Below are 12,630 nucleotides of genomic sequence, written 5' to 3'. Positions count from 1 at the left end.
GTGAAAAAACCATGACGATACGTGAGAAAACGGAAGAGCTGGAACTTGCCGTATTCAGCCCTTATGCAGCGTTCAGCCGGTATTCCCGGGGGCGGGAGGTCGAAGAAGAGGCCTGCGATATCCGTACAGTATTCCAGCGAGACCGGGACAGGATTTTGCACAGTAAATCGTTCCGGAGACTAAAACAGAAGACACAAGTGTTTTTAATACCGGAAGGAGACCATTACCGGACAAGACTGACGCATACGCTGGAAGTTGCGCAGCTTTCGAGAACGATTGCAAAGGCGCTGCGACTGAATGAAGATCTGGCGGATGCGATTGCACTTGGACATGATCTGGGGCACACTCCGTTTGGACATGCAGGTGAACGGGCTCTTGCAGCGGTTTGTCCCTATGGTTTTGCGCATTTTGAGCAGAGTGTAAGGGTGGTAGAGCTGCTGGAAAAAGGCGGGGAAGGACTGAATCTGACCTGGGAGGTGCGCGATGGGATTCGCAATCACCGTACGTCAGGGACGCCGCATACGCTGGAGGGACAGATTGTCCGGTATTGTGATAAAATCGCTTATATCAATCATGATATTGATGATGCGGAGCGAGCCGGTATTTTGCAGGAAGAGGATATTCCGGAGGAGAGCCGGCGGATCATGGGTGAGACCACGAGGATGCGTCTGAATACGCTGATTCACGATGTGGTGGAACACAGTGAAGGCCGCGGTGCGATCGTTATGTCTGATCGGATGGAATCAGCCATGAAGTATCTGAGAGCGTTTATGTTTCGGCATGTATACAGCAATGAGGCAGCTAAGGGAGAGGAAGATAAGGCGATTCGTATGATTCAGGAATTGTATCGCTATTATAACGAATACCCAGAACAGCTTCCGGAAGAATATCGGTTTTTGAAGCAGGAAAAAGGAGAGCCGCAAGAGCGGGTGGTGTGCGATTATATTGCGGGTATGACAGATTCGTATGCGATTCATAAATACAAAGAGCTATTTGTACCGGAATCGTGGCAGAGGTAACAGAAGGCGGGGAGTATATGTATTATTCAGATGAAATTGTAGAAGAAGTGCGGTCAAGAAATGACATTGTAGATGTGATTTCGGGCTACGTAAAGCTGCAGAGAAAAGGCAGCTCTTATTTCGGACTCTGTCCGTTTCACAATGAAAAATCGCCTTCCTTTTCCGTTAGTCCGGGGAAGCAGATGTACTACTGTTTTGGTTGCGGGGCAGGCGGAAATGTGTTTACGTTTATTATGGAATACGAAAATTATACGTTTCCGGAGGCACTGAAGCTGCTGGCTGAACGGGCCGGCATTACGCTTCCAGAGCAGGAATATACAGGGGAAGAAAGACGGCAGCAGGATTTAAAATCTGCTGTGCGGGAGATTAATAAGACAGCTGCAAGATATTTTTGCTATCTTCTGCGTACGCAGCAGGGGGAAAAGGCAATGCAGTATCTGAAAAACAGGAGTCTGAGCGATGAGACCATAAAGCGGTTCGGAATCGGATATGCCGGGCCGTACAGTGATGCCCTGTACCGTTATCTCAAAAAACAGGGTATTTCGGATCAGCTTTTAAAGGAATCCGGATTGATGCAGGTAAATGAAAAACAGGGGATGTATGATAAATTCTGGAACCGCGTCATGTTTCCGATTATGGATGTGAACAATAAGGTGATCGGTTTTGGAGGCCGTGTGATGGGCGATGGTAAGCCGAAGTATCTCAATTCGCCGGAGACTGTGATCTTTGACAAAAGCCGGAACCTGTATGGCCTGAATTACGCGAGGACATCGAAAAAGCGGTATCTTCTGGTCTGTGAGGGGTACATGGATGTGATTTCCATGCATCAGGCCGGTTTTACGAATGCGGTTGCTTCTCTTGGGACAGCGCTTACCAGTCAGCATGCCTCTCTTTTAAAGCGGTATACAGATGAGGTGATCCTGACGTATGACAGCGATGAAGCGGGAATTCGGGCTGCGCTTCGGGCAATTCCACTTTTGAAGACAGCAGGGATTTCTGCCAGGGTGCTTCATATGGACCCGTACAAAGATCCTGATGAATTTATCAAGGCACTCGGACAGGAAGCATTTCAGGAGCGTATCGACGCGGCAGAGAACAGTTTTCTGTTTGAATTATCAATTTTGCAGAAATCCTATGATATGAAGGACCCGGACAGCAAAACAAAATTTTTTCAGGCTGTGGCGTCCAGAATTGCGGAATTTGAGTTGGAGCTTGAGCGGGAAAATTATATTGAGGCTGTCGCTGGACGCTTTCAGATTTCCTTTGAAGGGATGCGGAAAATGGTTTTGAATGTACTGATGCAGGGTGTTCCGGTTCGAAAGGGTCCTGTAAGGCAGCAGAAGCGTCCGGAAAAGGAGGATGGTATCCTGGTTTCTCAGAGATTGATTCTGACGTGGTTGACCGAATACCCTACATTGTTTTCCATGATTTCGAATTATGTTCGCCCGGAGGATTTCTCGGACGAGCTGTATCAGAAGGTGGCTTCTATGCTGTATGAACAGCTGGAAAAGGGAGAACTGAATCCAGCCAGGATTACGAATTATTTTACAGACCCGGAACAACAGCGGGTCGTTGCACAGCTTTTTAATACGGCGGTTACGCTGGAAAATGAAAAGGAACAGGAAAAGGCAATTCAGGAAACGCTCTACAAGGTGATGGAATACGGGATTGAGAAAAAGACCGTTGCGCTTGATCCGTCTGATATTGTGGGGCTTCAGAAATTAATTGATGCAAAAAGAAGACTGAAGGAGTTGGGGAGGCTGCATATTTCTTTGTAACACGGACAGACTATAGCTAAGTAATCAACGAAAAGCAATACCCGGACAAACCGGAAAGGCGGGAATCAGATGGGCACACAGATAATCGACCTACCAAAGAAACTTGACGAACTGATAGAAAAGGCAAAAGGACAGCAAAATGTGCTGGAATATGAAGAGATTCAGGATTTTTTAAGTGGTCAGGCGTTAGGTGCCGGAGAATATGAGCATGTCCTGGATTATCTTGAAGCGAAAGGGATCAGTATCGGGCAGAAGCTGCCTGCGGACGAGCCGGTTTTGCTGATGGAAGAGGAAGAACTTCCGGATGAGCCGGAAACAGAATTATCAGACGGAATTTCTATGGACGATCCGATGCGGATGTATTTGAAGGAGATCGGTAAGATACCGCTTCTTTCCTCAGAAGATGAGCTTCTTCTGGCAAAGCGTATGAGCAACGGGGATGAGGCAGCCAGAGAAAAGCTTGCAGAAGCGAATCTGCGTCTGGTAGTCAGTATAGCAAAAAAATATGCGGGCCGGGGGATGCAGCTTCTTGATCTGATTCAGGAGGGGAATCTTGGCCTGATAAAAGCTGTGGAAAAATTCGATTATCAGAAAGGCTTTAAATTCAGTACGTATGCAACCTGGTGGATTCGCCAGGCAATTACCCGTTCTATTGCAGATCAGGCACGGACGATACGGATTCCTGTTCACATGGTGGAAACGATGAATCGTGTGGTGCGTACTTCGCGTACTCTTGTGCAGGAGCTTGGAAGGGAACCGAGACCGGAGGAGATTGCGGACAGGCTTCATATGCCGGTACAGAAAGTACAGGAGATTCTGAATATCGCTATGGAACCGGTTTCACTGGAAACACCGGTCGGGGAGGAAGAGGATAGTCATCTGAGCGATTTTATACGGGATGACCGGCTTCCTGTGCCTTCGGAGGCCGCAACTTATACGGTTTTGCGGGAGCAGCTTGTGGAAGTGCTTTCGACGCTGACGCAGCGCGAACAGCGCGTGCTTTGTCTGCGTTTTGGCCTGGAGGACGGGCGTGCGAGAACATTGGAGGAGGTTGGACGGGAATTTAACGTGACAAGAGAGCGAATCCGGCAGATTGAGGCAAAGGCACTGAGAAAGCTCCGCCATCCGAGCAGAAGCCGGAAGCTGCGGGATTATCTTGAATAAAAATAATTTGGTGACAGGATAGGTTTTCGTTAAAAAAGGAGGTTATCATATGCAAATTTCAAAAAGGCTGAGGACGGTTGCCGGTATGGTAACTTCCGGCAGTATCCTTGCGGATATCGGGACTGACCACGCGTACATACCGATTTATCTCGTGTCAAATAAAAAGATTCCATGTGCGCTCGCCATGGATGTAAACAGAGGACCGCTGGGAAAAGCACAGAGACATATTCAGGAGGCGGGCCTGGAAGCAGTCATTGAGACGAGGCTTTCTGACGGGCTGGCCGCATTGCGCTGTGGGGAGGCTGAAAGTATTGTAATTGCGGGCATGGGAGGCCCGCTTATGGTGCGTATTTTAGAAGAAGGCAGGGAAAAGCTTGTGGGTTGTAGAGAGCTGATTTTACAGCCGCAGTCTGATATTCGAGCTGTCCGTGCATATATTGAAAAGGAGGGCTGGCAGATTGTCAGTGAGGAGATGCTCTGTGAGGAACAGAAGTTTTATCCTATGATGCGGGCTGTGCGAAGAGAGAAGACGGACGTTCTGGCATCGCCGCTGACAGAGGCACAGCTGAGATTTGGTCCGTTTCTCATAAAGGCTCGCCACCCGGTTTTGAGGGAGTTTCTGCTGGGCGAAAGACAGATGAATCGGCGGATACAGGATGCGCTTGCCGGGCAATCAGGAGAGGGGGCTTCCCGCAGGCGGCAGGAGGTTGCAGAAACCTTGGAGTTGATTGAGGAAGTGCTGGCACTTTACACAGAAGCTACCAGTTTATAAGAGGAAAAGAGCACAGCATTTTTATGGAAGGAGAAGCTGGTTCCCTGATTGAAAGTGTTGCAGAGGATTTACAGGAAATAAAGCGACATAAAAAGGAGACACAAAAAGAAAACACAGGAGACACAAATAAGGAGACATAAAATATGAAAATGGAAAAAATAATTGACAGACTTGCAGAGCGTTATCCGTCAATTTATGCGATGAACTGGGATAATCCAGGGCTTCAGGTTGGAAAGAGTTTCCATACGGTTAAAAAAGTAATGATAGCGCTGGATGCGACAGACCATGTGATTCAGGAATGTATTTCCTGGGGAGCAGATCTTCTGGTAACCCATCACCCGCTTTTGCTTTCAGGAATCAGGAATATCACAGATGGAAATTTTCAAGGGCGGAAAATTCTTGCCATGGTGGAAAATGGTATTGCACACTATGCAATACATACGAATTATGACGTTCTGAAGATGACGGAGCTGGCGGAAAAAGCGCTTAAATTAAAAAAGACACAGATTCTGGAAATAACAGGAATCCGGGATGACGGAAGCGTTTACGGAATCGGCAGCGTTGGAATTGCTTCCGGGAAGATGACGGCAGGAGCGTACTGCGAATATGTCAAAAAAGCGTTCGGATTAAAATCTGTAAGGCTGTTCGGAAGTCCGGATAAAGATATCAAACGCGTCGCAGTATCACCGGGTTCTGGGAAAAGTATGATCGGTTCGGCGCTGGCGGCGAATGCGGATCTTCTGGTGACTGGAGACATCGGCCATCACGACGGTCTCGATGCAGTGGATCAGGGAATGGCGGTTATTGATGCGGGACATTATGGTATTGAACATATTTTTGTTCCTGAGATGGCGCAAGAATTGCGGGAGGCATTTCCGGATCTGAAGATCAAAGAAGTAAAAGAAAGAGAACCATTTATCGTAGTTTGACGGATTGTTTGTTGAGAAGAGGGGGAGTATCATGGAGAACGGCAAAATTACCGTTTGGATAAATAACGTGCAGGAAGTTTATGAAGATGGCGTATGTTATCTGGATATTGCTCGGCAGCATCAGAGGGATAAAAAATATCCGATTGTACTTGCACGATGTGACGGCCGGCTTCGGGAGCTTCACAAGACAGTGCCGGATGGATGTCATCTGGAATTTTTAACCACGGAGAGTAAGGCAGGGCACAGTACGTATGCGAGAAGTCTGGTTCTGATGATGTTGAAAGCGATCTATCATACGGTTGGTGATAACAGTCTGATTGATCGCGTAGGCGTTCATTTTGCAGTAAACGGCGGCTATTACTGCACGATGCAGGGAAAAGTAAAGCTTACGCAGGAATTTCTCGACCAGGTAAAAAACAGCATGCAGGAGCTCGCAAAAGCAGCGCTTCCAATTGAAAAAAAGACGGAGAATACATATGAGGCCCGTCGGAAATTCAATGAGTACCGGATGTATGATAAGAGCGAACTGCTTCGCTATCGCCGGGCGTCAAAGGTTAATCTCTACAGCCTGGAGAAGTTTGAAGATTATTTTTATGGGTATATGCTTCCGGACACCTCCTATCTGAGACATTTTGACCTGAAGCTGTTTTTAGACGGATTTGTGCTGCTGTTTCCGTCCGGTTATGAACCGGAAAAGCTTCCTGTTTTTAAACCGGACTTAAAGATTTTCCATGTACAGAAAGAATCCATGGAATGGGGAGCGCGGCTTGGAATTCCGACAGTCGGTGCATTGAACCATTATATTGTGCACAATAAGGTCAAGGATTTGATTATGATTCAGGAGGCATATCACGAGAAAAAGATTGCGGAGATGGCAGCTCAGATTGCGGCTTCTCCGGAAAAAAAGATCGTATTGATTGCCGGGCCGTCTTCTTCAGGAAAAACAACTTTTTCCCACCGCCTTTCCACGCAGCTCTCCGTATATGGTTTACATCCGCATCCGATTGCAGCGGATGATTATTTTGTAAACAGGGAAAAGACACCGCTTGATGAAGAGGGCAAGCCGGATTTTGAGCGTTTGGAAGCAATTGATATTTTGCAGCTGAATCAGGATATGGAAGATCTGCTGGCAGGAAAGACGGTAGAGCTCCCAAGCTTTAATTTCAAAACAGGAAAGCGGGAGTATAAAGGAAAGTATAAAAAACTGGGGAAAAACGACATCTTGCTGATTGAGGGAATACACTGTCTGAATGACCGGTTAACAAACCGTCTGCCGAAAGCGAGTAAATTTAAAATATATATCAGTGCCCTCACTCAGCTGAACATTGACGAGCACAATCGCATCCCAACGACAGACGGCAGGCTGCTGCGACGGATTGTGCGCGATGCAAGAACAAGAGGAGCGGATGCAAGGCGAACCATAGAAATGTGGCCATCTGTGCGCCGCGGTGAAGAAAACTATATTTTTCCGTATCAGGAAGAGGCTGATATTATGTTTAATTCAGCTTTGATTTATGAACTGGCAGTTTTAAAACAGTATGCGGAACCGCTGCTGTTTTCTGTGAGCCCGGAGGAAAAAGAATATGAGGAAGCGAAACGACTGCTGAAATTTCTGGATTATTTTTTGCCGATACCGAGCGACAGTATACCGAATAATTCACTGATTCGGGAGTTTATAGGCGGAGGATGTTTTGATCTGTAAGAAAGGACAAATGTGAAAATGAATTTATTTGTATGTTATCCGAAATGTAGCACCTGTAAAAAAGCAGAAAACTGGTTGAAGGAACAGAAGGTACCATATGATTTGAGGGATATCAAACAGGAAAATCCATCCAAGGAGGAGCTTGCTGCCTGGTATGAAAAAAGTGGTCTGGAACTGAAACGTTTTTTTAATACGAGCGGGATTTTGTATAAAGAAATGAAGTTGAAGGACCGCCTCCCGTCCATGACGGATGATGAAAAACTGGATTTGCTGGCTACGGACGGGATGTTAGTGAAACGCCCGATTCTGGTTACGCAGGATTGTGTACTGGTAGGTTTTAAAGAGAAAGAGTGGGAAGCAGCTGTTGCATGCATACAGAGATAAAAGAGTGACATATTTCACGATAGAAAAGTTTGCAAAGTAAAAAAAGATGTGGTAGAATGCCACTGTAAGTAGGATAAATGGTCGCGGCTGGCAGGCCGAAAGGTGCCAGACGAGGAAAGTCCGGGCTTCACAGGGCAGGGATGCCGGATAACGTCCGGTGGAGGCGACTCTAAGGATAGTGCAACAGAAATGAACCGCCGGTGCAGTGCTGTGGATTCTGTTTTACGGAACATGCAAGCGGCTCCGGTAAGGGTGGAAGGGCAGTGTAAGAGACTACCGCCCTCCCGGTAACGGGAGGGGCATATGTAAACCCCATCCGAAGCAAGACCGAAACGAAGCATATGGCGGCCCGTCAGCTTCAGGTAGGTTGCTGGAACCTGCCGGCAACGGCAGGTCTGGATAGATGACCATTCACGACATAACCCGGCTTATCGTCCTGCTTATAAAAAGAATCCCGCTTAAGGTATTTTTTCAGGGGAAGAATATTTTATGCGGGGTTCTTTTTGACTTAAAAATCGTGAATTTTGAAGGAAATGTGATAGAACATGCGGCGGAATGAGGTTCTTAGAAAAGTCTTAAGAAAACATACGGGAAACCATCCTTTGCTTTTATTTCCGCCTGTGCTATAATCACGATATCCAAAACGTTCACGTGCACAGATGATAAAAATACAGACATCTGCGACGAAACAAATATTTGAAAAGGGAGACGGGAGGAAGGGTAATTATGAAGAAAAGACAAAAAGGTTTCATAGGCGTTATGCTGGCATGTCTGCTGGTATGCCTGCCGGTATCGCAGGCGCTGGCGGAGGTACAGATTGAGGCGGCTGAAGTGGATGGGAAGCTTTTATTCCCGGAAGATTCGCTGGTCAATGCATGGCTTCCTGTGATGATGGACGGAATCGATGTATCAGCGGAGAATCCGGGCAGCTGGACAAATACAGACAGCGGAATCGTTTACAGTGCGTCTGTGTCAGATACGGAGATTGTACTGACAGAAGCAGGGTACGTACTGGTAGTGGAAAATGGTACTGCAGCCCTTGACGACGGCACGGATGAATCCAAATATCATAAAGACACAGATTCCAAAGATGTGGCATGCTATGAGAAAGATGACATCATTAGAATCAAGGCGGCAGAACCGGAAGAAGGCATGGTCTTTACAGGCTGGATTTCAGAGGACGTATCTTTTGCGGATGCTTCCAGCGCTGAGACAACGATCACTATGCCGGAACATAAGACTACAGTTACCGCGACTTATGGAGCTGTTTCAGTAGAAGAGCCGACAGAGGCGCCAACAGAAGCACCGGTGGAAGAGCCGACAGAGGCAGCAACGGAAGCACCTGTAGGAGAGCCTATAGGGGCAGCGAATGAGTGGACGGACCCGAATATTACACTTGGAGCAGATACACCGGTTGATACGTATACAGATCAGACAGAAGCAGCGACAGAAACAGAACCGGAGACATCGGCAGCAGTAGACTATTATGCAGTGATGGTGAATAATGGTTCAGTGGATGATGAGACAACAGGCGTGAGAGATGAAATCGGTACACTCAGGTTTACAGAGGGTACAGAAGTGTCTGTTACAGCGAATGCAGCTGAGGAAGGTCAGGAGTTTACAGGCTGGATCTCAGGTGACGGGAATGATTCCATTTTTACGAACCCTATGTCAGAGACGACAACATTTATTATGCCAAAGAATGATGTGACTGTTTCTGCCACATATGCAACTAAAGTATCTGAGACGGAAAGTTCTGAAACAGAAGAGCAGACAGCAAGTCCGGAGACGCAGGCACCTGAGACAGAGGAGCAGACAGTAAGCCCGGAGACGCAGGCACCTGAGACAGAGGAGCAGACAGTAAGTCCGGAGACACAGGCACCTGAGACAGAAGCACAGACGGTAAGTCCGGAGACACAGGCACCTGAGACAGAAGAACAGACAGTAAGCCCGGAAACACAGGCACCTGAGACAGAAGCACAGACAGTAAGCCCGGAAACACAGTCAACTGAGACGGAAACAGAAGCTGTTACTGAGACACCGCAGCTTGATGATGAGACATATGAAGTTGTCGTTGAAAACGGAACGGGAAGCGGTTTTTATAAAGCTGGAGATACCGTTACTGTTCAGGCTGAAGGCGAAGAAGGATTGGAATTCCAGAACTGGGAGACGAGCAGCGCAGATGTTCAGATGTCAGACCCGAACCAGACGACAGCTACCTTTATCATGCCGGAGGAAGGCGTAGTCGTTAAAGCAGAGTATGCGGACCCGGCGCCAAGTACCACGATTACAATAACGGGCGGAAAAGTAGTTTCGCCGGTATCAGACACAGGTGTTTATGCGGTTGGCACAGCTGTGGAGATCGAGCTTGATGCAAGTACTGTTCCGGCAGGAAAACAGTTTGCAGGCTGGGTTGCACAGTGGGATGACGGTGCAAATGGTATTAAGGATGTGGAGTTTACAACAACTGGTACAAAGGCAACATTTAATATGCCGGGTGGACCGGTGACAATTACCGCGACATATTCAGATATTACTTATACCGTATTGGTGGCAAATGGTACACTGGTAAGCGAGGAGTCTCAGCATGATCCTGCAGATCCGAGCAAGTATATTGTAAAGGCTAATAAAGAAGTTTTGATTAATGCAAATCCGAATCCGGCAGGTCAGGCATTTACAGGATGGATAATCCGGGATGCACAGGGAACCGAGATTGATCCGGCTGTGCTTGGACTTGATGCGAAGAGTTCGTCACTTACCCTGGCTTCGATTAACCAGAGCTTGAATTTCCAGGCACAGTATGAGGGAATTCAGTATAACGTGAAAGTCAATGACGGTTCTGCAAATTATACGACTGCAGTCAGTGGCACCAATGTTACGATTACCGCAGACAAAGCGCCGAAGGGCATGGAATTTGATTACTGGAAAGTAGATTCCGGAAATGCGACTCTGGCGAATGCTTCAAGTGCAACCACAACCTTTGCAATGCCGATGGCAGACGTTACAGTAAGTGCAAATTACAAATATAAAGAGTACCGTCTGACGGTTGAAAATGGAACCGGAAGCCAGAAATATTTCTACATGGGAGATAAGGCTACGGTCAGCTCCAATTATCCGGCAAGTGGTAAAGAGTTTGATAAGTGGGTTGCCACGAGCGGTAATGTTGAATTTGAAAATGCATCCAGATGGAAAACCACGTTTGAGATGCCGGCAAGTGACGTAACAGCAAAGGCAACGTATAAGGATGGTCCGTCCCCGGACAACAATCAGATCCTGGAACTTGTGGCAGGCGGTGAATACTATACCGGCGCATCCATCAAGTTTACAGCTTCCGGTGCAGGTATGGGAAATACAAATCCGAACCCGGGTGATTACCGTTATCGTCCGAGCGGTTATCAGATCGGCAATGTAACGGGATCATGGGATGGTTCTCCGTATACGACTTCTATGACGATTAAAGCGACAGGGGAATATACATTAAAGGTGACTTACAACAAAGAAATCTTTGATGGAAGCAACTGGGCAGCTGATGGCACAACAGATACAAAATCTGTTACTTTTAAAGTAATTCCGAAGGCAGCAGGTGTTGCGACTGGCGACGAGACGCCAATCGGAATCGTAGTTGCGATTGCAGCAGTTTCCTGTCTGTTGTTTATCATTCTTCTGGTTGTATTCCTGAAGAGAAGAAAGGCTCGTTAATAGAAGAAAAACTCATTATTAGAAGAAAGACTTATTAATCGAAGCGACATTAATAGAGAAGATTCTCAGATGATGCTAGCGTAGAAAAAAGAGCTACCGCACAAATCAAAGTATGCGGTAGCTCTTTTTTAATGCGTGTCTTTTAAAATAAAGCGGTGAATGATTTCTGCTACACCGTCATGGTTGTTGTCTGCTTTTGTAATGTAATTCCCATGCTCCGCAATACCAGGGAAGGCATTGCACATGACAGCGCCTACACAGGCGGCTTCGATCATAGAGATATCGTTTTGTGCATCGCCGGCAGCAACTGAATTCTCCAATGGAATTCCGAGATAATCACACATCCAGCGAACGGCAAAACCCTTGGATATCCCAGTGGGTACGATCTCGAGAAAAGCATCATCAGAAAAGAAGGTGTCCAGCGTTCCTTCGTATTTGGAAAGCACCTCTTTTTGAAAATCGAGAAGCTTTTGGTGGTTATTCAGATCTATGGCGATTAACTTATAGGGATCTTCTGTCAGAGCATCGCTGATGTTTTCTATAATATGGTATGGAATCAAAATTGTTTTTGTATAATGCTGTAGTTCCGGACCGTCGTGCTCCGTTAAAATATGTGAGGCGTTATAGGTTTGGATATAAAGCTGGCGTTTCGCAGCTTCCGCAAAGATTGGCGCGGCAAGCTCGCGGGAAAGCGTTCTTCCATATATAGTTTTTTTATGATAGATATCGTAGATCTGGGAGCCGTTATAGGCAATCGCATAACAGCCTTTTTTGACAAGTCCGAGCCGCTCCGCCTGAATAAGGGCGCTGACAAGAGGCCTTCCTGTTGTGATTACAATAATATGTCCGTTTTCAAGTGCCTCATCAATGGCAGCCTGGTTGCCAGGCGTTATTTTTTTCTCATCATTTAGCAATGTACCATCCAGATCTGTAAATAATATTCTTTTACTCATGGTGTGCCTCCGTGCGTTTTGTGTTTTGGCTTCGTTCTTTTTCGAGCAATCGTTCAAGTGCTTCATCACTTTCGCTGATCCAGATATCTTCCTCTTCGGCAGTCAGGCCCAGGTATTCCCGAAGGGTACAGGTCTCATCGCTGAAATTCCACTCATCTGTGAGTGAAAATATTTCTTCAAAATCTGCTTCATGATGCATATAGCGTTCACGGAATTTCATCAAAATGTCC

General features: G+C 46.8%; 10 protein-coding genes and 1 other RNA gene. 9 read left to right on the top strand and 2 right to left on the bottom strand.

All coding sequences use genetic code 11. The features are described 5' to 3' along the window. Positions 1–11: 11 nt before the first annotated feature. From AC6I2O_RS12625 to AC6I2O_RS12585, 9 genes are all read left to right on the top strand, one after another. Positions 12–1,019, top strand: a complete 1,008-nt coding sequence (locus tag AC6I2O_RS12625; RefSeq protein WP_120391824.1) for a deoxyguanosinetriphosphate triphosphohydrolase — start codon at positions 12–14, stop codon at positions 1,017–1,019. A gap of 17 nt (positions 1,020–1,036) precedes the next feature. Continuing rightward, the gene (dnaG, locus tag AC6I2O_RS12620) at positions 1,037–2,797 is read left to right on the top strand and encodes a DNA primase (RefSeq protein ID WP_497742823.1); all 1,761 of its coding nucleotides are present in this window, start codon (positions 1,037–1,039) and stop codon (positions 2,795–2,797) included. A gap of 69 nt (positions 2,798–2,866) precedes the next feature. Next, positions 2,867–3,961, top strand: coding sequence for an RNA polymerase sigma factor RpoD (gene rpoD, locus AC6I2O_RS12615; RefSeq protein ID WP_120391823.1), 1,095 nt, complete (start codon positions 2,867–2,869; stop codon positions 3,959–3,961). Between the two features lie 49 nt (positions 3,962–4,010). Then, positions 4,011–4,733 carry a tRNA (adenine(22)-N(1))-methyltransferase gene (locus AC6I2O_RS12610; RefSeq protein WP_497742821.1) on the top strand — a complete coding sequence of 241 codons (723 nt, stop codon included), beginning with the start codon at positions 4,011–4,013 and terminating at the stop codon, positions 4,731–4,733. 143 nt (positions 4,734–4,876) lie between these two features. After that, the gene (locus AC6I2O_RS12605; protein WP_497742820.1) at positions 4,877–5,662 is read left to right on the top strand and encodes a Nif3-like dinuclear metal center hexameric protein; all 786 of its coding nucleotides are present in this window, start codon (positions 4,877–4,879) and stop codon (positions 5,660–5,662) included. 31 nt (positions 5,663–5,693) lie between these two features. Continuing rightward, positions 5,694–7,364, top strand: a complete 1,671-nt coding sequence (locus AC6I2O_RS12600; RefSeq protein WP_497742819.1) for a nucleoside kinase — start codon at positions 5,694–5,696, stop codon at positions 7,362–7,364. Positions 7,365–7,382: 18 nt separating this feature from the next. Beyond that, on the top strand, positions 7,383–7,748 hold the full coding sequence (locus AC6I2O_RS12595) for an arsenate reductase family protein (RefSeq protein ID WP_120391819.1): 366 nt from the start codon (positions 7,383–7,385) through the stop codon (positions 7,746–7,748). Between the two features lie 65 nt (positions 7,749–7,813). Beyond that, positions 7,814–8,195, top strand: an RNA gene (gene rnpB, locus AC6I2O_RS12590) — RNase P RNA component class A. A 279-nt stretch (positions 8,196–8,474) separates the two neighbouring features. After that, positions 8,475–11,447 (top strand): InlB B-repeat-containing protein, encoded by a 2,973-nt coding sequence (locus AC6I2O_RS12585; RefSeq protein WP_497742818.1) that lies wholly within the window; start codon positions 8,475–8,477, stop codon positions 11,445–11,447. 128 nt (positions 11,448–11,575) lie between these two features. Here AC6I2O_RS12585 and AC6I2O_RS12580 read toward each other — a convergent pair whose 3' ends face one another. Together AC6I2O_RS12580 and AC6I2O_RS12575 are read right to left on the bottom strand one after the other, a co-directional pair. After that, the gene (locus AC6I2O_RS12580) at positions 11,576–12,400 is read right to left on the bottom strand and encodes a Cof-type HAD-IIB family hydrolase (RefSeq protein ID WP_120391817.1); all 825 of its coding nucleotides are present in this window, start codon (positions 12,398–12,400) and stop codon (positions 11,576–11,578) included. Then, on the bottom strand, positions 12,393–12,620 hold the full coding sequence (locus AC6I2O_RS12575) for a hypothetical protein (RefSeq protein ID WP_497742817.1): 228 nt from the start codon (positions 12,618–12,620) through the stop codon (positions 12,393–12,395). Before AC6I2O_RS12575 ends, AC6I2O_RS12580 begins: the two co-directional genes overlap by 8 nt. Between the last annotated feature and the right edge of the window lie 10 nt (positions 12,621–12,630).

Source organism: Blautia sp. St.27G3, from assembly GCF_059728505.1.
Note: the sequence above shows the minus strand (reverse complement) of the source record. Positions and strands in the feature narration are given on the sequence as shown.